Origin of the sequence: Perlucidibaca aquatica, assembly GCF_001676655.1 — a bacterium.
GTDB classification, from domain to species: domain Bacteria; phylum Pseudomonadota; class Gammaproteobacteria; order Pseudomonadales; family Moraxellaceae; genus Perlucidibaca; species Perlucidibaca aquatica.
Window position 1 is genome coordinate 133,377 of the sequence record NZ_LZDB01000002.1, and the last position, 21,290, is coordinate 154,666.

Below are 21,290 nucleotides of genomic sequence, written 5' to 3' on the forward strand. Positions count from 1 at the left end.
CATCGTTTAGAATTCAGCCGTTTTCATAAGACGGCTGTTCTACAAGCTACGCACGGATACGCGTTTTCAAGATCACACGCCAAATCTTGTGGCGGTAGCGTGTCTAAACTGGGGTAAGCCGCGTGTTTGATCGTATTTTGGTGGTGTGTGTGGGCAATATTTGCCGCAGCCCTACCGCGGAGTTCCTGCTAAAAGCACAGTTGCCCAGCAAACACATCAGCTCGGCAGGTCTCGGTGCCTTGGTGGGCCATGACATGGACGCGAAAGCACGGCGCGCAGCCGAAGCGCAAAGCCTGAGTTGCCCCCCGCATCAAGCGCGCCAGCTCACCCGTGAGCTCTGTCACGCAGCTGATCTCATTTTAGTCATGGAAAACCGTCATCGCGAAGGCGTGACCCAGCTTTGCCCCGAAGCCCGTGGCAAAGTCTTTCTATTAGCACAGGGCCTAGTGCCCAGCGATATTGCCGACCCGTACCGCAAAAGCGATGCGGTGTTTGCGCAAACCTATGAACAGTTGCAACAAGCCTGTGCGGCTTGGGTGCAGCGTTTAACCCGTTAAGTTTTCGATAAAAGCAGGTGACCCCCTTGGTTAATTCCCAAACGCCCGTCGCGCAAGCGCCGCAATTGCCTCGCTATAGCCAGAATGACGATGAAATTGACCTGCGTGCCTTGGTGGCCAATGTGTTGGGCGCACGCAAGCTCATTGGCGGTGTTACCGCCGCTGCGTTTGCTCTTGGCTGTTTCTATGCCTGGGTGGCCACCCCGATTTACCAAGTGGATGCCAGTGTTCAGGTTGAAGACAGTAAAGGCAGCGCTTTAGGCGGTGCAGTGAAAGACTTGGAAGGTCTGTTCGATACCAAATCGCAAGCTACCACCGAAATTGAATTGCTGCGTTCACGTATGGTGCTGGGCCGAACGGTAGACATGCTGGGGCTAGACATTGTCGCCGAGCCCGAGTACTTCCCACTGATTGGACGCGCCGTGGCACGCCGCCACCAAGGCCTGCAGCCGGCTAACGCGTGGCTGGGGTTGGGTGGCTGGGCTTGGGGGGGGGAAAGCCTGAAAGTGACACGCCTGTTAGTACCCGAGGCTTGGGAAGGCAAGGCACTCACGGTCATTGCCCAAGCGGGTGGTCGTTACGACGTGCTAGACCCTCGCGGTGAGCTGTTAGGCCGTGGCCGGGTGGGGGAAGAGTTCCTGCCGGTGTCGGGGCAAGGCCAAGTGGGCCTGTTCGTACAAGCCTTGGTGGCAAAGCCCGGTGTGCATTTCACCTTGGTGAAGCGCCCACGCTTAAGCACTATTAGTAGCGTGCAGCAACAGTTCTCTGCCAGTGAAAAGGGTAAACAGTCCGGCATTATTCAGCTCACACTGAAAGGGCCGAATGCAGCGCAGGCGGTGCGAACGCTGAATACCATTGCTAACCAATACGTGCGACAAAATGTGGAGCGTAAGTCGGCCGAGGCGGAGCAAACGCTGAAATACTTAGACCAACAGCTGCCGGAAACCAAACAGCAGTTGGAAGCTGCCGAAGTGCGCTTTAACGAATACCGTAGCCGTAACGGCACGGTGGATGTGACCAAAGAAAGTGAGCTGTTGTTGCAACAGTCGGTCGCCGCCGAAACCGGTTTGGTGGAGTTGCAGCAGAAGCGAAAAGAATTGCTGGGTCGATTTACCGCGGAACACCCCAGTGTTAAAGCCTTGGATGCGCAAATTGGCGCCATTCAAGCGCAACGTAGCAAGTTTGCCGGTGAAGTGGACGGCTTACCGAAAACGCAACAAGAAGTGTTGCGTTTAACCCGCGACCTGCAAGTGAACCAAGAAATTTACACCGGCCTGTTGAATAACGCGCAACAGCTGAAAGTGGTGCGCGGTGGCACCGTGGGCAATGTGCGCGTCATCGACTACGCGGAAAAGCCCTTAAAGCCCGTTGAACCTAAGCGCTCGATGATTGTGGCGTTGTCACTGGTGCTCGGGGTGCTACTCGGTATTGTGCTGTCTGCGTTGAAGCAAGCTTTGCGTCGGGGCATTAAAGAAGCCCGTGAGATTGAGTCCAAATTGGGCTTGTCGGTGTTTGCCACCATTCCGCAGTCGGCTATGCAAGACCAATTGGAACGTTCACGCTCCCGCAGCGACGGCAAGGTGTACCTGTTGGCGCATCACGACGAGCAAGATACCGCCATTGAAAGCTTGCGCTCGCTGCGCACGACGTTGCATTTTGCTTCCTTAGATGCACGCAACAATGTGTTGCTGATCGCCGGCCCGGCACCGGGTGTGGGTAAATCGTTTGTGTCAGCGAACTTGGCTGCGGTGTTGAATAAAGGCGGTGAGCGCGTGCTACTCATTGATGCCGACTTACGTCGTGGCCATTTAAACGAGTATTTTGGCCGTCCCCGTGGCACTGGCTTGAGTGATTACATAGCCGGAAAAGCCACCGTAGATGCCGTCATACAGTCCACAGGATTGACTGACTTTGACTTTATTGCCACCGGCAGCATTCCACCCAACCCCTCCGAATTGCTGCTGCATCCGAATTTCGAGCGACTGCTGCTCGACATGAGCAGCCGCTATGACCGTGTAATTGTGGATGCGCCACCCGTGATGGCGGTGACCGATGCCGCAATTATCGGGCGACATGTGGGAACTGTTCTAATGACGGTGCGCTATGCACAAACCCCATTGGCCGAATTGGAAGGCGCGAGTCGCCGCCTGCAACAAGCGGGCGTGACCGTTAATGGGGTCTTGCTGAATGGTATCGACACCTTTGCGGGTTATGGGTATGGCTACGGCTATCAATACACCTACGCGTACCGATCGAAAAATTCAGATTAAACAAGGATTGTGAGATGACAAAGAAAGCATTAATCACCGGCATTACTGGCCAGGATGGCTCCTATCTGGCCGAATTTCTGCTGGAAAAAGGTTATGAAGTTCACGGCATTAAGCGCCGTGCGTCATCGTTCAACACCGAGCGCATTGACCATATTTACCAGGATCCGCACACGCCGAACCCCAAGCTTAAGCTGCACTATGGCGACCTGACCGACACATCAAACCTGATCCGTATTTTGAAAGAAGTGGAGCCGGACGAGGTCTACAACCTCGGCGCGCAGTCGCATGTGGCGGTGAGTTTTGAATCGCCGGAGTACACGGCCGATGTGGACGCCATGGGCACGCTGCGCCTGCTCGAAGGCATCCGCTTCCTGGGTCTGGAAAAGAAAACCCGTTTCTACCAGGCTTCAACCTCTGAGCTATACGGTCTGGTGCAAGAGATTCCGCAAAAGGAAACAACGCCGTTCTACCCGCGCAGCCCGTATGCCGTGGCCAAGATGTATGCCTACTGGATCACGGTGAACTACCGCGAGGCCTATGGCATGTATGCCTGCAACGGCATTTTGTTCAATCACGAATCACCGCGTCGTGGCGAAACTTTCGTGACACGCAAGGTCACGCGTGGCTTGGCCAACATCGCGCAAGGGCTGGAGCAGTGCCTGTTCATGGGCAACATGGACTCACTGCGTGACTGGGGTCATGCCAAAGACTATGTGCGAATGCAGTGGATGATGCTGCAGCAAGATGTGCCAGACGACTTCGTGATTGCCACGGGCGTGCAGGTCACGGTGCGTGAGTTTATCCGCCGTGCCGCGCTGGAGCTGGGTGTGACGCTGCGCTTTGAAGGCGCTGGTGTGGATGAAATCGCGGTTGTCGAAGCCATTAGTGGCAGCAAGGCCTCGGCGCTTAAGGTAGGCGATGTCATCGTGAAGGTAGACCCGCGCTACTTCCGTCCAGCCGAAGTGGAAACGTTGCTGGGTGATCCGACCAAAGCCAAAGAGAAACTGGGCTGGGTGCCGGAAATCACGCTAGACGAGCTGATCGAGGAAATGATTGCACATGATTTGAATAAAGCGAAACAATACGGGTTACTTAAGAGCATGGGCTACAATGTTCCGATAGTGTGCGAGTAATACGGTTGGTTGAAAAGGCAGACTGATGAAGTTTATATTTCCTTCTCGCATAAAAAAGATTTTTTTTGCAGTATTTCTTGGCAAAGGACTTATGGCAGGGCGCCAACTCCTACTAGTTCCAGTATTTTTGAGTGCTTGGGGTGTTGATTATTACGGAAAGTGGTTGGTCTTGAGCGCTCTGCCAACTTTTCTGAGTATGTCGAATCTGGGTGTAGGAACCTCAGCAAATATAGCAATAGCAATTGAGGCCAGTGCACAGCGCAAAGATAATGCAGAGCGAATTTTCTTAACATCGCAGTGGATGATTCTGGCAGTTGCTTTTCTGACAATATTATTCCTGTTGATTTTCATGCAACTCACCGGCTGGGGAGATGAAGAAAATCAACTTGAGCATGCCCGTTTAATTTTAATATTTCTCTTGGTAGGTGTTTTTGTGCAGATGCTGGCATCACCAATTTTTGGATGGTGGACAAGCATCGGAAAGCCCGAAATAAGTTATCGCATGCTGAACACACTCTCTATTGCAAGCATCGCTATCAGCATATTTATTCCCAGTGTGGGAGGTAGTGCGCTAGATTTATCAATAGGGATGTTGATATGCAATATAGTATGGCTGGCGTATGTAAACGTGAGGACATATCGAGCACTGGAGTGGAGTCTGAAAGTATACTCACGTCAGTTATTCGACTTCTCGCTGTCAAAAAAACTCTTGCAGACAGGACTAGGACATCAGCTCACACCACTTTGGCAAGGGGTCTTTTTTCAGGGCTCTATCATAATGGCTGGTAGCATGCTCGGACCTTCTGGTGCTGCACTCTGGGGTACTCTCAGAATAGTGATAAGAAGTGGCAATCAGGTTTTGGAGCTGGTCAGTCAGACTTTGTGGACGGAGTTTCAAGCTTTATACGCAAGGAAAGATGTAGCTGCATTAAGGCGGATGCACAGGCTTGGACTATTGATTTCATTGGCGTTGTCGTCATTAGTAGCTCTTTTTCTGGCAACTTGCGGGCCGTTTCTGTTTGATTTTTGGACCGGAGGGAAGTTTGTCGTCGATAATACTTCATGGTTTGCTCTGATTTGCTCACTGATTCCCTTTTCACTATGGTGGCTCAGTAGCGAAATGCTTAGAGCAGTTAATCGACCATGGCTTATTAACGCTTGGGCGCTAGCGTTTAGTTTAGTTTTCCTGATATTGATCCAACTGCTTAAAGTTAAGGGTATAGCAGCATTTTCAATATCTTCCTTAATTTTTGATTTATTAATGATGGCAGTGATAATTCCGACTGTGCACAAATTCTTACGAGAGTTGGAGCGTAATGAAGATGGAAAATCGCTAGGAGAAAAGCAATGAATGATTCCTTAGTCTCTCATCACAAGCGATCGCAAGAAGCTTTAGCTAAGATGTGCTACCCAGCTTTTAAGTTACTCCTATTGTTAGGGAGGTTTGCCAAAAAAAAATTGAAGTTTGAAGGAGTTTTTTTTGCAGTGAGAAGAGCCTATTGGCGCGCCATAATAAATCAGCTTGGTGCCTATAGTGATATTAGCCCTAATGTAGTAGTAAAGAATCCACAAGGTTTGAGTGTCGGCATTAGGTCATGCATTGGCTCGGGTTCATTTGTTGATGCAGCTGGCGGAGTGAAGATAGGTGATTATGTAATGATCTCACATATGGTATCAATTAACTCGATAACGCACCCTATCGAGCCGCCATATCATGCTGTAGTAAAGGCTGAAACAAAAATAAATGATTATGTATGGATTGGTGCTGGTTCTATTATTTTAGAGGGTTGTGAGATAGGTGAGGGAGCAATTGTTGCTGCTGGCTCCGTAGTAAGGCAGTCAGTAGCTCCCTGGACTATTGTGGCAGGTATTCCAGCTCGTCATATTAAGAGCCTAAAGAAGCCAAATCTTGAGTAATGATGTTCATTTAGAAGTTGTGCATCATATTTCTATATTATAAAAATCCTAGACTAGGGGAACAAAAGCGTGCGTCAGGCTAAATTGAAAGCAATTGTGTCTAACGGCAGTTACAAGTTTCATTTGGCACCTTTGGCATCAGAGCTTTCAAAGCGCGATCATTTGGCTGCCTTCTTGACGGCAGGCTATCCAGGCGCTGCTATCAGAAAATTTGCTTATTTTTTTTCTGGTAATGCTAGTCTGCAGCGTCTTGTTGATCGCGCTGAGGATATTCCTGACTCTCAAGTACATGCGCTCGGCGTACTGGAGCTGCTTTTCAAGTCGGCAGATATTCTGATTCGAAAGCATTCAATTACTTTGCAACAACATATTCATTGCTTTGCTTTCAGGTTATATGCAGCTAGTGCTGGGTATTTCCTTAAAAGAACGCCAACTGATATTTACCATTATAGAAACTGTTATGGAGGCAGTTCAGTATTTTTGGCGCAAAAACTAGGTATAGCTACTATCTGTGACCATTCGATTGCTAACCCCAGATTAATCGGCTGGCTGATCGATCATCGGGGTCAGTTTCCAGATTTATCACAATATGCAGCTCTACGAGAGCAGATGCTCCCTCTTTATCGCGCTATGGAAGATGATCTGCAGCATGGCGATACGATTCTTGTAAATTCAGATTTTGTTCGAGAGAGCTTAGTCCGGTATGGCTATCCTCCAGAGAGAGTCAAGGTGGTCTATTTGGGTGTGGATGATGCTTTCATATCAGCATTGGATAGTGCATGCGAAAAAAAAGTTAATGATTCAACCCGTTTGCTTTTTGCAGGTGGCTGGCAGTTTCGTAAAGGTATAATGGATTTAATCGAAGCATTAAGTGACTTAGATCGACCGTGGTCTCTAGAAATTGCTGGAGGTGCTGATCCAGAGGTGCTATTAGATAAGCGCATGCAGAGTTTTATGGCGGATGAACGTGTAACTTGGTATGGGACTATTCCAAGGCAAGATTTATCAGCTTTGATGGCTAGAAACAAGATATTTATTTTTCCAAGTTATTGTGAAGGATCGGCGCGAGTAATCTTCGAAGCTATGGCTGCAGGTATGTTTATTATTACAACTGAGAACGCTGGTTCAATTGTGAAGAATGGTGTTAATGGCATAATTGTACCTCCAGGTGATATAAAAGCACTAATGGTTGCAATTGTAAGTGCTTTTGAAAATGAAGCATGGGTTGATAGTGTTGGGAAAGGCAATGCAGATTTAGTTCGTGAAAAGTACTTGCAGCGAGATTATGCGGACCGCGTGCTATTAGTATATAATGATATCCTAGGAATAAGTCTAAATTAATTATATTTTTAAAAAAAATCCTAGTTGTAATTTTCGATATTAATTTATGTGGCGCAGTTTGGGCATCAATAATTTTCCCTGTTTTTTATTGGGAAAATAATATTATTATGTGTCGATAATAATAATTGTGCGGCTAAATTAATGATAATTTACTAGTCTCTCCACTATCGAAGTAAAATGCTCACTCAAAGTTGATGAAAAACTAACCAATTCTTTAGTAGTATTCCAACATGAAGCTTTCGATATAAATTGAGTCGATCGAGTTTTAATTAATTTTATTGCAAAGATAGTTTTAGTATCGAGGCTCGTGATTAGGCCTAACCTTCAAGCCGGCAACAATGACGAATTATATGAAATAACTGCAATGGAGCTATTTATAGAAATTGATTTGCTTAAAAATAATAGAGTCGCGATTAATGCACGATTAAAGTTATTCTATAGTAATGTTTATTTATGCAAGAAATTTTTATTATGTATCGATTGAGTGCCAATTTAAATTTGGCGTGGATATAATTGGTGAGTAGCTTGACGGCAGGGTTAAATGCATCGTTCTATTACGATAGAATGGATAGAAATTTTTCGAGAGCTGGTGATTTTTTAGTTTTATTGCTACCGTCTTTGGGGCTTTTGAAATTTTCATTAATTGGCGAGCTTTTTTTTAATGAAGTTCTACTTGTTTTATTATTACCATTTATGGCTTCCTCGGCATTGGCTTCTATAAAAATAAGACGGATATTTATTATATTAATTATGGCATTACTCTGGTTGATGTCGCAGATCGTAACTGATATTTACAGAGGGACTGTAACAGAAGATTTTCTTCGAGGATGGTCAAAAATTATTTTTTTTATGGCTAGTCTTATCAGTTTAGCTGTTTTAATTAGTACTCCAAAAAGAGTATTTCTCTGGTTTGCAGGCTGTATTGTGCCTTTATTTTTTAGATCTATTGGAGCCTTTTCTGGTGATTTTTTCACGGTTTGGAAGTTTGGAACTGGTGCTGCTATTTTGTCTCTGATATCGTTGCCGTGGATTTATATGTTTTTTAAAGATCAATATGATAAAAAATCGTTATTTGTAATTGCTGGTTTTTATTTTTTTATTGGGATTCTGTCGTTTTTTTTTAATTCTAGATCTTTTGCAGGCTTAAGTATATTGACTGGATTAATAATATTAATTTTCTCAAGATATAAGTGGAAAACGCTAGGTACTCGTTCAATTATTTTAGGCTCAATATTGATTGCATTTGTAGGATTAGTAATATTGCAGATATATTCTGTAGGGTCATCAGAGGGGATTTTCGGTGAAGTTGCAAAGCAAAAATATGAGATGCAAAAATCCAGTAATAACCAAGGATTGATTGGCCTTGTTGTTGGTGGAAGATCGGAGATTCTAGTTAGTACGGAGGCTATTTTTGATTCCCCTGTGCTAGGTCATGGATCATGGGCTAAAGACTTTAAGTATACTGCTCTTTATCAGGAGCTATTGTGGGAGAAAACATTAATTAATGAAAATTCGCTTAATGCATCAGCTTCAGTTGATGGTCTTATCCCAAGTCACTCTTATTTATTTGGTGCATGGGTTGAGGCTGGGCTTTTAGGTGGGATTTTTTGGATATATATTTTTCTAATTTCAATATTTCGAGTGCTGCCAGCTATTTTTTTAGTTGGGAATGGCGTTGCGCTTATTGCCTTATTGGCATTGCCGGGTTGGATTTGGAATATATTTTTTTCACCATTCGGCGCTAACGTACGTGTTGATGCTGCTGCTGTCATAGTTATATTTTCTGTAGTTATGATTTCAGGCGATAGAATTCGAACAAATAATAGGCTAAATGTACAATGAAAGTCTCTGTTGTAACAATTTCATATAATCAGGCTGAGTATATAGAGAGAGCTTTACGCTCTGTTATTGAGCAGGAAGGCATTGATCTAGAGTATATTGTAGTTGATCCGGGCTCATGTGACGGAAGTCGAGATATAATTCTTCAATATTCATGCATGATTGACCGAATTATTTTAGAAAAAGACAATGGCGCTGCTGATGGACTCAATAAAGGTTTTGCAGTCGCAACAGGTGATATTTTCGCTTTCATTAACTCTGATGATGAGCTTCTTCCTGGGGCTTTAGCAAAAGTGGTTTTAGAGTTTGAGCGGGATAAAAATCTTAATATTATCTCTGGTTGCGGATATTTTATTGATGAGTCTGATAAGTCTTTGAGGCGAATTATCCCGTCTGAATTTACTCCTTGGCTTTATGCTCATGGTGCAGTTACTCTATTTCAACAAGGAACATTTTTTAGACGTGAATGTTTTACTCATATTGGCGGATTCAATCCTGAAAATCGCACCTGTTGGGATGGTGAACTTTTCTTAGATATGGTTTTGGCTGGCTTTAAGCCTAAAATAATTTATGAGGATTATGCGAATTTCAGAATGCATGGCAGTTCAATAACTGTATCGGGGCGCTTAGAAAAAAGCTATAAAGCTGACATGAGTAGACTTTTTGAGAAGGCTATGGGAAGAAAGACAGATAGATATTATATATTTACCTGTTATATTGCACGGCTTTTGAAATTGGCATTTCAGCCAAGCTATCTTTGGAATAGTATTTTTCGCTGAAATTACTGTTCTAATTTTTCTATTAATTAATCATAATGTGCTTTTTCCTAAAACTGTCAAGTGCTAGTAGATATCCATTTCTTCCCTTTTGCACACTGCATCTGAGTTGCACTAAGTTGCTTAGTAGGTCTTCTAGTTGTGACTTGTCTAGAGCTCTGTGTGTTGTTAATTTTATATTTTTTATGGGTGTGGGACATTTTAGTCAGATCATCTGGTGTCGGCATGGAAAATATGGAAGTCTGTTCAGAAATAAGTGATATGACGGTTGTCTTTTTTTAATTAGTAACGCTCAATAATCCTTTCGAGAGCCACACTTTAGTAAATTTTTAATTTTCGTCACTGTTAATCATAAAGGCTTCCTTCTGCTATGAAAATTAATGAAAAACTATTTTCAGACCCTTTTAGAAGGCCAGCGCATTCTATGAAAAATAAAATAATGCGTGTAATATGGTCCTGCGTTTACTTTTTTTTGTTCAGACCCTCTCCAAGATTATTATTTAATTATAGGTCAATGTTGCTTAGATTATTTGGTGCAACTATAGGTCATAGATGTGCAATCTATCCAAAAGCAATCATATGGGCACCTTGGAACCTTTGTTGTGAAGATGCCGTTGCAATTGCAGACTATGCTGAAATATACAATCCAGCGTTGGTAACATTGAGATCTCACGCTATTGTTTCTCAAGGCGCATACATATGTACAGCAAGTCATAAGATTAATAGTTCTGACTTTGAGCTATTTTCAAAGCCTGTGATAATTGGTCGTTATGCTTGGGTGTCTGCGCGAGCATCCGTACTTCCGGGAGTGGTTTGTGAGGATGGTTCTGTACTCGGTCTTGGCGCAGTTACAAGCAAGAATTTGATGGCCTGGACTGTCTATGTGGGAAATCCATGCCGCAAGGTTAGTGATCGCAAGAAAACAAATTTTTTATAAGGGCGATTAACATGAATCGTGTTGCAGCAAAGTCACCATACAGTTTTTCCGAAAAACTTAAGATGGCTCTATGGTGGTTTTCTGAGGCAATTTTTTTCAGACCCTCGCTTCACAAGATGAACTTTTGGCGTTGTTTTATCTTACGTTTGTTCGGTGCTCATGTTGGGAAAAATACATTTATAAACTCTAAAGCAAAAATCTGGTTCCCATGGAATCTCAGTATTGGCGATAACTCTGGGATTGGTTTCGATGCCTTAATATATAATCTCGATCTAGTAACTATTGGAGATTGGGCAACAATATCTCAGCGTGCCCATATTAATACAGGATCACATGATTATAATAATCCAGAGTTCACTTTGCTGACTCGACCTGTTAAAATTGGTGATGGTGTTTTTGTTGGCGCTGACACATATATTGGATGGGGTACTAAAATAGGTGAGCGTGCTGTTATTGGTGCCAGAAGTGTGGTGATTTCCGATATTCCAGAAAGGGTTGTTGCAGTTGGGCATCCTTGCAAAGTAATTAGAGAGCTCGATTAATATGTCCGCTTTGAAGTTTTCGGTGATTGTCCTGACTCGTAATGAGGAGCAGGATTTGCCCGGTTGCCTTGAAAGCCTAAAGTGGTGTGATGACATACATGTCTTTGACTCGTTGAGTGATGACCTGACCGTTGAAATTGCACGTGCCCATGGTGCCCATGTAACACAACGGGCCTTCGATAATTGGTCGTCGCACCAGAATTGGGGCTTACGGAACATACCCTTCAAGTACGAGTGGGTTTACTACTCTGACGCGGATGAGCGGGTGACACCCGAACTTGCGCAGGCCATGGCAGATTTTGTTGCCTCACAACCTAGCGCAGTGGCGTGTCGCGTTCGACGCAGGGACTACTACATGGGTACTTGGCTGAAACATGTTAGTGCTTCGCCCTTTAATATTCGCTTATTTAAGCCAAATTTTATACGCTACGAACGATTGACTAATCCGGTTACTATTGTCGAAGGTGAGGTGGCGGACCTTCCCCAGCATTTTGACCACTTCCCTTTCAGTAAGGGCATGACGCACTGGATCAATAAGCATAATAACTATAGTACCTTCGAGGCGCGCCAGATCATTGCAAACCAAGATAACGGTAACGATTTCAGTGTCCTGAAAGCTTTTCTCTCCAGCGACAGGAGCGTTCGGCGCTACAATCAGAAAGAGCTCTATTACCGAATGCCTCTCCGACCCGTGATCATGTTTATCGCCATGTATGTGCTGCGTTTCGGTTTTCTGGATGGGCGTGCAGGATTTTCATATTCATTGCTAAGAGCAATTTACGAGTATTTTATTGTCTTGAAAGTTAAAGAAATTCGAAAAAACCGTGAATAACATAGCTATTAATTTCTCGCACAAATTTATGCCCATATTTTTCGGAATATATTTTAAGTATTATTATCTGTTATTTTATATTTTTTTGCCGGGTATCATGCAGGAGTCATTTCTGCTATTTTTGATTAAATCAAAAATCGGGTTTGTAAGAATCTGATTACGTGCATACATAACGACCTCTTCTATCAAACCGCTGTGCAAACTTTTTTGTTCCCATTGAAAAGCTGGATGTCGTTATTTTAGCTGCTGCCATATGTGAAAAAATCATCATGATGAATTGTATTATCTTCCATGAAGCATATAAGGGTTATTGTGCAAATGTTGTTTTTCTTGGGCGCTTCTTGCTTTTATCCAAACCGAGCCCCGCAGCTCACGTCGGAAAGCTGCCTGCTTACCTACACGCTGGGGTCCATTAACGAGCTTAATGCCGTCGCCAAAGTCGTCGGCATTAAACTATACGAAAGCTATAATCGCCACTACGGCATTGACCATTGCAGTGTGATATCAACCTGTATAGTCCGAACGATAACTTTCACCCGACCAACAGTCATGTGGTATCGGCCATGATTTTCCATTCCCACGAGGCTATTCATAACGGGTTTGAAGGAGTTGTGGTGCGGGCCAGCGGTTCGCCCATGTGCGTATCTCTGCATGTGGGGAACATGGCTGGGGTTTCGCAGTTTGAGCTCGAGCTCTACCGCGAAATCTATCTACAGAATACTCTGCCCATGCTTTCACACATCAATGTGAGCATTGGCACTTACGTAAGTATTCGACAAGTGTGCGAGTCAGTTGCTGAAGTCAGCAGTTTCAAAAGCAGTTTGTTGTTTGACACCACTAATCTCTATTGCATGTTACGTAAGCTCATGGAGATTAGCACCCTGGCCGCGATGGGCTGGCGTGCTCGCATTCAGCTACGTGAATGTATGACCGATGCCTACCGTTGGTTTCCGGAAAGTGCCAAAGAGGTACGTGCATGAGGGTCCTGGTGTATGGCATTAATCACGCGCCCGAACTCACGGGTATTGGTAAATACAGTGGTGAAATGACCGCTTGGCTGGCGCAACAAGGTCATGAAGTTACTGCAGTCACTGCGCCGCCGTACTACCCTGACTGGCAGTTGCGACAGGGATATTCGCGTTGGCGTATCACCCGTGCGGTAGAGCAGGGCGTCACAGTTTACCGTTGTCCGCTTTATGTGCCACGCCAACCTTCCGCTCTTAAACGCATGCTGCACTTGCTCAGTTTCTCACTCACCTCTACGTTTGCCTTGCTTTGTCTGTTGCGTTGGCGCCCCCAGTTGGTGGTGTTTGTAGTGCCCACGCTCTTTTGTGCTCTGCAGGCTTTACTTTATGCACGACTGACCGGTGCTCGCGTCGTGCTGCATGTACAAGATTATGAAGTAGATGCCTTGTTTGGGTTGGGCATGGCTAAAGCGGGTCTTCTGGCTAGATTTGCTTACGGCTGTGAGCGCTGGCTTATGCGGCGCTTTAATCGAGTCTCTACCATTTCCACCGGTATGCTGCAGCGTGCCCGCCATAAAGGTGTACCGGGAAGCCGACTGATGTTTTTCCCAAACTGGTCTGAAGTAGTTCGATTTCAAGGTGTAGCACGCAGTTCGGATTTACTGCGGCGTTTAGGCGTGAACCCGTCCCATCGCGTGGTGCTGTATGCTGGCAACATGGGTGAAAAACAGGGTTTGGAGCAAGTGCTTGAGGCGGCATTGCGCCTCCAGAGCGAATCCATGCTCTCTTTTTTGATGGTGGGTGAGGGTAGCGGTCGCGAGCGCTTGCAGGATTTGGCGCAAGGGCTACCCAACGTGATTTTTGCACCCCTGCAACCTTATGAAGTGTTACCCGCGCTGCTGGCTTCTGCCGATGTGCATTTGGTGGTGCAGAAACGAGGTGCGGCTGATGCCGTGTTGCCCTCCAAACTTACCAATATTCTTGCGGTAGGCGGCAATGCTGTCATAACCGCCGATTCTGACACCACGTTAAGCCAGCTCTGCCAAGATCATCCCGGTCTAGCCGTCTGTGTTGAGCCCGAGTCGGTCACGGCGCTTGCGCAGGGTATTCAGATGGCATTAGCCATGCCAACAGTCAATCATGCCGCTAGAAAGTATGCCCAACAGCACCTCGATAAGGATGCCGTGCTGAATCGTTTTATACATGAAGTAATGAGGCCTATGGCCAAGGATGCAGCATGAAGATTTTACAGGTGATTTCTACCGTAGACCTAAAAGCTGGTGGTCCCATTGAGGGCATGATTCAGCAAGGCCTTGAAATGCAGCGGTTGGGTCATGAAGTGCATGCACTTACCCTCGATATCCCTGGGTTGTCGTTGGACCCTCGCTTGGAAGCCCGTTCGGTTATATTTTTGGGGCCTTCACAGTTAAATTATGGTTTCAACATTCGCCTAGAGCCGTGGCTGATTGAGCACGGTGCTTCTTACGATGTGGTGATTGTGCATGGTATGTGGCAATACCATGGCCTAGCGGTCCGCAATGCGGCTGCTGTAGCGGGCTTTCCCTACGTAATTTTTTTACATGGCATGCTTGATCCCTGGTTTAAGCACGCCTATCCGTTAAAGCATGCAAAAAAGTGGCTGTATTGGGCCTGGGCTGAATACCGTGTGCTGCGCGACGCGAGTTTGGTGCTGTTCACTACTCAAGAAGAGTTGCTGTTGGCGCGCCAATCGTTCTGGCTGTACAGAGCGCGCGAACGGTTGGTGGGGTATGGCATTCGAGATCGAGCTATTCCACGGGGGCAGGCCGCCTCGGCATTTTTGCAACAATTTCCTGCCTTGCAAGGTAAGCGTTGCTTACTGTACTTGTCTCGTATACACCCTAAGAAAGGCTGCGACTTGCTGATTCAGGCGTTGCCTGCAGTTCTTCAGCATGACCCTGCGCTACACTTGATTATGGCCGGGCCCGATTCTGCTGGCTGGGTAGCCGAGCTGCAGGACATGGCCGAAAAGGTGGGTGTGGCGAATCACGTCACGTTTACGGGCATGCTCACCGGTGATGTGAAATGGGGTGCTTACGATATTGCGGATGCCTTTGTGCTGCCATCACACCAAGAAAATTTCGGCATTGTGGTTGCCGAGGCACTGGCTTCGGGTTTGCCCGTGTTAACCACGCATCAAGTCAATATCTGGCGCGAAATTGAGGCAGCAGGGGCAGGGGTTATTTGCCCAGACACGCTCGAGGGCACGGTTATTGCTCTTGAGCAATGGCTGCTCATGCCCACGGATGCCCAGCAGCGGATGCGCGAACATGCGGTTGCTTGTTTCCACAAGCATTTCGAGATTGTGCAAGTCACGGGCAATTTGATTAACGCATTAAGCGATGTCGCCGAGGGAGTGGTGCCAGACCATACGTTTCAGGGATCCTTCTTTTGATTTTTCAGGCGCCTGAAGTTATGCATGCTTTTCGTCGTTGGGGTATCACGTTCGTCAATCTCGGAGCGTTAATCGCCATCGCCGGTATTGATGTGTGGGCTGGGCAGCAGGTTTCCTTGTGGGTGCTTTATGTCTTGCCTGTCCTGGCAACGACTTGGCGCTTAGGTCTTGGTCCTGGTGTCTTATTTTCGTTCTTTGCGATTGGGCTGAGCTTCGCAGTCGGCTGCCTATTTGGTCACCCATTTGCTGGGTTGTCTTTTTTTGTGATTGCCAGTTTATCTCGGAGCGTAATTTTGCTTTTGTTGGTTTGGCTGGTGTCTCGACTCAGAGAGAAAGAAGTCGTACGGGTGCATGTGGGGCGTATTAATTTTGATTGATCTCTACGTTATTGCATGTATCTTTATGGCCCCAAGATGATTGAGCGGGAAGTCTTGCCGTATAAAAATCGGCTTTCTGGACATATTGAGCAGTATATTAGCGCTGTTATCGATAATCCAAAAGTTCGCTATGATGAGTTTTCGAAACTATCTGCTGTGGCAGATTTAGTGTTTCCAAAAAATATTTTGGAGTTTTCTGCTGAAGGCCGAATGTTGGAGTATTTTTATTCCCATGCATTAATTCACAGGGCTGATCTCTTAGATATGACCAAGACAGGCCAGTCAGCCGTGATTGGCACTACTTGGGATATGATGAATTTAAAGTCTTTGCAATATGATGCCGTTCTTTCTATTGTGCCTATTCATCATGCAACAGATACTGAAAAGATGAGTTATCTTAAAGGGGCTTTTCGAGTCCTGCGTCCTGGTGGTGTTTTGGCATTCGCTGAAGTAGAAGAGGGTTCTCCGGTGCATGCCTTTCTTGATGGTTTCGTTAATCAGTATTCCAGAGCGGGTCATATCGGTGCATATCTTAAAGCGTCATTCACACAAAAAATGTGTTCAGCAGGTTTTGAGGATGTTACTACGGTATTAAAACCTGTGGTTTGGCATTTTCTTAATGAAGAAGACATGTGCGCTTTTATGATAAAGTTGTTTGCGCTGGATTCACCGCCACAGAACACACTTCTCCATGTGTTGCAAACGCAATTAGGCTTGAGTCAAGATATCCATGGCATTCATTTGAACTGGCCGCTACGTTATTTTCGAGGGGTCGTTCCATGTTGAGGCCACTCTTTGCATTTGCAGATCTCTTAGCCCGCTACTTGACGTTTAGACTACTGTCTCATCGGGCTCTTGAACCATTGGGGCGTAGATTTATTTTTATTTATGCATATTTACGTTTTATTTGGGTGCATCGTCGAGTCCCTCGAGATAAGCGGGATCATTTTAATGATTTTTTATTTCGTGTAAGAGTCAGTGGTGTTTTGCGCGAACCATTACGAAAAGCGATTACGGATAAAATACTTGCAAAAGAGTATATTGCTCAGAGGTTAGGCCCAAATTATACAGTTCCAACAGTGGTAGTACTTGACACAGATGAGGAAGTTAGAAATTACCATTCCAATTGTTTTCCACTAGTTTTCAAGCCATCACATTCTTCAGGCCGCATACTAATTGTGAACAATATCAATGAGTATTATGCAAAATTAAAATATTTGTCTGACTGGCTTAAGCATGATTATTTTTTTCAGTCACTCGAAGAGAATTATCGCGGTTTAGTTGGTCGAATATTAGCGGAGCCTTTTATTTCCGCAGAATTTTTTCTTGAGGGCTCTATTCACTGCCGACAAGGTATGCCCAAAATAGTAACTTTTATTGATCGCTTCAATCCATCCAAAAGTCGGGAGTCGTTTGATGTTAATTTTCAAGCACTCAATGTGGCATTGGGTTGTCCTTATCAACCGTTAGCATTAGATCGACCTGTTTTTTGGCAGGATTTACTGAATGCTGCCACCAAACTGGCACATGATTTTGCTTATATTCGTATTGATTTCTATGCAAGTCGCGATGCTTTTTTAATAGGTGAGCTGACAAATTTACCCGCTGGAAGCTACGGTCGCTTTAGCTCACTCGATGGCGCTGATCGTTTTTCTGCGGCATTTTTTAATTGATAATATTTTCTTTGCGTTTATATCAGAATTTCCGCTATAAAATTTGTTTGCTATCTAGTGCCTTTGCATGTGTGTTCTTAGTAATAACTATTTTTGCGTTATCACCTCAGCCTCTCACGGTTCAGACCCTCCCGAACCAAGATAAATGGGAGCACATACTGGCGTTTGCCGTGCTCCAAGCCCTTGCCTCGCTTCTCTTTCGTGCACATGTGCTTCCCGTCGCCGGTATGCTCGTCACCTATGCGGGAAGCATTGAGCTGATTCAGTCAACCATGCCAGGGCGAACCGGCTCTTGGGCGGATTGGGGGGCAGGCGTGGTGGGAATTCTACTGGCACTATTAGTGCACATAGGCATTACGCGATACAGGGCAGGTCTGAAATGATGATGAAGATTGCGGTCGTCGGTACCGGCTATGTCGGTTTATCGAATGCTTTGTTGTTGGCGCAACACCATGAGGTGGTGGCGCTGGATGTGGTTCCCGAGCGGGTAGCCAGTTTGAATCGTCGCGAGTCCCCGTTGGCCGACCCCGACATGCCCGGCTTCCTCGCCAACCCTCGCTTACATTTTCGCGCCACGCTAGACCCTCGTGAGGCATACAACAGCGCGCGCTTCGTGATCATTGCAACCCCTACCGATTACGACCCAGTAACGCTTAGCTTCAATACCCGTACCGTTGAAGGGGTGGTGGCCGATGTGCTGGCTCATAACCCATCGGCCATCATGGTGATTAAGTCCACCGTGCCCGTGGGATTTACGGCCAGCCTACGTCAACGTCACCCCGAGGCCGCTATCTTGTTTTCGCCCGAGTTTCTGCGCGAAGGCAAAGCGCTGCACGATAACCTGTACCCGTCGCGCATCATTGTAGGGGAGCGTTCGGCACGAGCCGAGGAGTTTGCGGCCTTGTTACGTACCGCCTCGCGGAATTCGGATGTGCCAGTACTCTTCACGGACGCCACCGAGGCCGAAGCGATTAAGCTGTTTGCCAATACCTATTTAGCCATGCGCGTGGCCTACTTCAACGAGCTCGATTCCTACGCCATGACGCATGGCCTAGACAGTCGGCAGATCATTGAAGGCGTGGGGTTGGATGCGCGCATTGGCATGCACTACAACAACCCGTCCTTTGGTTATGGCGGTTATTGCCTGCCGAAAGACACCAAGCAACTGCTAGCCAATTTTCAAGAAGTGCCCAGCAACCTGATTCAAGCCATTGTGGATGCCAACCGGACCCGCAAGGATGTGATTGCCGAGGCTGTGCTGGCTCGTCAGCCTCGCGTGGTGGGCATTTACCGCTTGGTCATGAAAGCGGGCTCGGATAATTTTCGGGCCTCTGCCATTCAGGGCATCATGAAGCGCATAAAAGCCAAAGGGGTTGAAGTCATTTTGTTTGAGCCCGCCTTGAATGAGCCAACTTTCTTTAACTCCCGTGTGATCACTGACTTGCAGGCCTTCAAGGCCGAGGCCGATGTAATTGTGGCTAACCGTTGTACCTCGGAGCTTGCCGATGTCACGGCCAAAGTGTTTACCCGTGACTTGTTTGGTCATGACTAAATCCCCCTCCCTCTTATTAAGACCCTGAGTACCCCTAGATGAAGAAAGCATTAATCACCGGCATTACTGGCCAGGACGGCTCCTATCTGGCCGAATTTCTGCTGGAAAAAGGTTATGAAGTTCACGGCATTAAGCGCCGTGCGTCGTCGTTCAACACAGAGCGAATTGACCATATTTACCAGGATCCGCACACGCCGAACCCCAAGCTGAAGCTGCATTACGGCGACCTGACCGACACCTCAAACCTGATCCGTATTTTGAAAGAAGTGGAGCCGGACGAGGTCTACAACCTCGGCGCGCAGTCGCATGTGGCCGTGAGCTTTGAATCGCCGGAGTACACGGCCGATGTGGACGCCATCGGCACGCTGCGCCTGCTCGAAGGCATCCGCTTCCTCGGTTTGGAAAAGAAAACCCGTTTCTATCAGGCTTCAACCTCTGAGCTATACGGTCTGGTGCAAGAAATTCCGCAAAAGGAAACCACGCCGTTCTACCCGCGCAGCCCATATGCCGTGGCCAAGATGTATGCCTACTGGATTACGGTGAACTACCGCGAGGCCTATGGCATGTATGCCTGCAACGGCATTTTGTTCAATCACGAATCGCCGCGTCGAGGCGAAACCTTTGTTACGCGCAAGGTGACCCGTGGCTTGGCCAACATCGCGCAAGGGCTGGAGCAGTGCCTGTTCATGGGCAACATGGACTCACTGCGTGACTGGGGTCATGCCAAAGACTATGTGCGCATGCAATGGATGATGCTGCAACAAGATGTGCCAGACGACTTCGTGATTGCCACGGGCGTGCAGGTCACGGTACGTGAATTTATCCGCCGTGCCGCGCTGGAGCTGGGCGTGACGCTGCGCTTTGAAGGCGCCGGTGTGGATGAAATCGCGGTTGTCGAAGCCATTAGTGGCAGCAAGGCCTCGGCGCTTAAGGTGGGCGATGTCATCGTGAAGGTAGACCCGCGCTACTTCCGCCCGGCGGAAGTGGAAACACTGCTGGGTGACCCGACCAAGGCGAAAGAGAAACTGGGCTGGGTGCCGGAGATCACGCTGGACGAGCTGATCGAAGAGATGGTAGCCCACGATCTGGACAAGGCCATGCAGCATGCCACGCTGAAGCAGGCGGGGTTCAAGGTCTCGGTGAGCCACGAGTAAGTCATGACAACACTCTCACCGAATTCGCGCATTTATGTGGCAGGTCATCGCGGCATGGTCGGTTCGGCCATCGTGCGGCAATTGCAGGCGCGTGGCTGTAACAACCTGATCACACGGACGCATGCCGAACTGGAACTGGTCGATCAGGCCGCTGTTCGCGCCTTCTTCGCGGCCGAAAAGCCGGAGGTCGTCATACTGGCCGCGGCTAAGGTCGGCGGTATTCTGGCCAACAACAACTTCCCGGCGGACTTCATCTACGACAACCTCATGATGCAGTGCAATGTCATTCATGAAGCCTACCGCACCGGCGTGCAACAGCTGCTCTTTCTGGGCAGCTCCTGCATCTACCCGAAGCTGGCACCGCAGCCCATGCCGGAGTCCTGCCTGCTCACCGGCACACTGGAACCGACCAACGAGCCCTATGCCGTGGCCAAGATCGCTGGCATCAAGCTCTGCGAAAGCTACAACCGCCAGCATGGCACGGACTACCGCAGCGTCATGCCGACCAACCTGTATGGCCCGCACGACAACTTCCACCCCGCAAACAGCCATGTGGTACCGGCCATGATTCGCCGCTTCCACGAAGCGGTACAGAGTGGTGCCGACGAGGTCGTGGTCTGGGGCACCGGCACGCCGATGCGCGAATTCCTGCATGTGGATGACATGGCAGCTGCCTCGCTGTTTGTGCTGGACCTCGATCGCGAAATCTATTTGGCCAATACCGAGCCCATGCTTTCGCACATCAATGTCGGCACCGGCACCGATGTGACCATCCGCGAGCTCGCCGAAACCATTGCCGCCGTTACTGGCTTCAGTGGCCGACTCGTGTTCGACACCAGCAAGCCCGACGGCACACCGCGCAAACTCATGGATGTGAGCCGTTTGGCCGACATGGGCTGGCGTGCCCGCGTTCAGCTGCGGGACGGCTTGCAGGATGCTTACGACTGGTTCCTCGACAATGCCCATGTGGTTCGCGGCTGAGGCGCTTGCC

Annotated in this window: 21 protein-coding genes; all 21 read left to right on the plus strand. The window is 47.4% G+C overall.

The window, feature by feature from the left end:
* The first annotated feature begins 122 nt into the window (after positions 1-122).
* Complete coding sequence (locus A8710_RS04245; RefSeq protein ID WP_068858263.1) at positions 123-557, plus strand: low molecular weight protein-tyrosine-phosphatase; 435 nt, start codon at positions 123-125, stop codon at positions 555-557.
* 26 nt (positions 558-583) lie between these two features.
* The gene (locus A8710_RS04250) at positions 584-2,827 is read left to right on the plus strand and encodes a polysaccharide biosynthesis tyrosine autokinase (protein ID WP_157686282.1); all 2,244 of its coding nucleotides are present in this window, start codon (positions 584-586) and stop codon (positions 2,825-2,827) included.
* Between the two features lie 14 nt (positions 2,828-2,841).
* Positions 2,842-3,960, plus strand: a complete 1,119-nt coding sequence (gene gmd / locus A8710_RS04255) for a GDP-mannose 4,6-dehydratase (RefSeq protein WP_068858264.1) — start codon at positions 2,842-2,844, stop codon at positions 3,958-3,960.
* A 25-nt stretch (positions 3,961-3,985) separates the two neighbouring features.
* Entirely contained in the window at positions 3,986-5,311 is a 1,326-nt protein-coding gene (locus tag A8710_RS04260) for a lipopolysaccharide biosynthesis protein (RefSeq protein ID WP_068858265.1), read from the plus strand.
* On the plus strand, positions 5,308-5,877 hold the full coding sequence (locus A8710_RS04265; RefSeq protein WP_068858266.1) for an acyltransferase: 570 nt from the start codon (positions 5,308-5,310) through the stop codon (positions 5,875-5,877). Before A8710_RS04260 ends, A8710_RS04265 begins: the two co-directional genes overlap by 4 nt.
* 69 nt (positions 5,878-5,946) lie before the next feature.
* On the plus strand, positions 5,947-7,218 hold the full coding sequence (locus A8710_RS12000; RefSeq protein WP_082968653.1) for a glycosyltransferase: 1,272 nt from the start codon (positions 5,947-5,949) through the stop codon (positions 7,216-7,218).
* A gap of 516 nt (positions 7,219-7,734) precedes the next feature.
* Positions 7,735-9,060, plus strand: coding sequence for a hypothetical protein (locus A8710_RS12300; protein WP_198341616.1), 1,326 nt, complete (start codon positions 7,735-7,737; stop codon positions 9,058-9,060).
* Positions 9,057-9,836: a glycosyltransferase family 2 protein gene (locus A8710_RS04285; protein ID WP_068858270.1), complete on the plus strand. Its 780-nt coding sequence runs from the start codon at positions 9,057-9,059 to the stop codon at positions 9,834-9,836. The genes A8710_RS12300 and A8710_RS04285 overlap by 4 nt, the downstream gene beginning before the upstream one ends.
* 367 nt (positions 9,837-10,203) lie before the next feature.
* The gene (locus A8710_RS12005; protein WP_082968654.1) at positions 10,204-10,770 is read left to right on the plus strand and encodes an LbetaH domain-containing protein; all 567 of its coding nucleotides are present in this window, start codon (positions 10,204-10,206) and stop codon (positions 10,768-10,770) included.
* 11 nt (positions 10,771-10,781) lie between these two features.
* Positions 10,782-11,312, plus strand: coding sequence for a DapH/DapD/GlmU-related protein (locus A8710_RS12010; protein ID WP_082968655.1), 531 nt, complete (start codon positions 10,782-10,784; stop codon positions 11,310-11,312).
* Between the two features lies 1 nt (position 11,313).
* Positions 11,314-12,144 (plus strand): glycosyltransferase family 2 protein, encoded by an 831-nt coding sequence (locus tag A8710_RS04290; RefSeq protein ID WP_068858271.1) that lies wholly within the window; start codon positions 11,314-11,316, stop codon positions 12,142-12,144.
* A 563-nt stretch (positions 12,145-12,707) separates the two neighbouring features.
* Positions 12,708-13,124 carry a Rossmann-fold NAD(P)-binding domain-containing protein gene (locus A8710_RS04295; protein ID WP_157686286.1) on the plus strand — a complete coding sequence of 139 codons (417 nt, stop codon included), beginning with the start codon at positions 12,708-12,710 and terminating at the stop codon, positions 13,122-13,124.
* Entirely contained in the window at positions 13,121-14,350 is a 1,230-nt protein-coding gene (locus A8710_RS04300) for a glycosyltransferase WbuB (RefSeq protein WP_068858273.1), read from the plus strand. Before A8710_RS04295 ends, A8710_RS04300 begins: the two co-directional genes overlap by 4 nt.
* Entirely contained in the window at positions 14,347-15,543 is a 1,197-nt protein-coding gene (locus A8710_RS04305; RefSeq protein WP_068858274.1) for a glycosyltransferase, read from the plus strand. The genes A8710_RS04300 and A8710_RS04305 overlap by 4 nt, the downstream gene beginning before the upstream one ends.
* A 20-nt stretch (positions 15,544-15,563) precedes the next feature.
* Complete coding sequence (locus A8710_RS04310; RefSeq protein WP_157686288.1) at positions 15,564-15,920, plus strand: hypothetical protein; 357 nt, start codon at positions 15,564-15,566, stop codon at positions 15,918-15,920.
* Positions 15,921-15,935: 15 nt separating this feature from the next.
* A complete protein-coding gene (locus A8710_RS04315; RefSeq protein WP_068858276.1) occupies positions 15,936-16,706 on the plus strand; it encodes a class I SAM-dependent methyltransferase in 771 nt (256 codons plus the stop codon).
* Positions 16,700-17,593, plus strand: a complete 894-nt coding sequence (locus A8710_RS12015; protein ID WP_082968656.1) for an ATP-grasp fold amidoligase family protein — start codon at positions 16,700-16,702, stop codon at positions 17,591-17,593. Before A8710_RS04315 ends, A8710_RS12015 begins: the two co-directional genes overlap by 7 nt.
* Before the next feature lie 71 nt (positions 17,594-17,664).
* Entirely contained in the window at positions 17,665-17,976 is a 312-nt protein-coding gene (locus A8710_RS12560; protein WP_227513015.1) for a VanZ family protein, read from the plus strand.
* Between the two features lie 2 nt (positions 17,977-17,978).
* On the plus strand, positions 17,979-19,145 hold the full coding sequence (locus A8710_RS04330) for a nucleotide sugar dehydrogenase (RefSeq protein ID WP_068858279.1): 1,167 nt from the start codon (positions 17,979-17,981) through the stop codon (positions 19,143-19,145).
* A 38-nt stretch (positions 19,146-19,183) separates the two neighbouring features.
* Complete coding sequence (gene gmd / locus A8710_RS04335; protein WP_068858280.1) at positions 19,184-20,299, plus strand: GDP-mannose 4,6-dehydratase; 1,116 nt, start codon at positions 19,184-19,186, stop codon at positions 20,297-20,299.
* Between the two features lie 3 nt (positions 20,300-20,302).
* Complete coding sequence (gene fcl / locus A8710_RS04340) at positions 20,303-21,280, plus strand: GDP-L-fucose synthase (RefSeq protein ID WP_068858281.1); 978 nt, start codon at positions 20,303-20,305, stop codon at positions 21,278-21,280.
* The last annotated feature ends 10 nt before the right edge of the window (positions 21,281-21,290 follow it).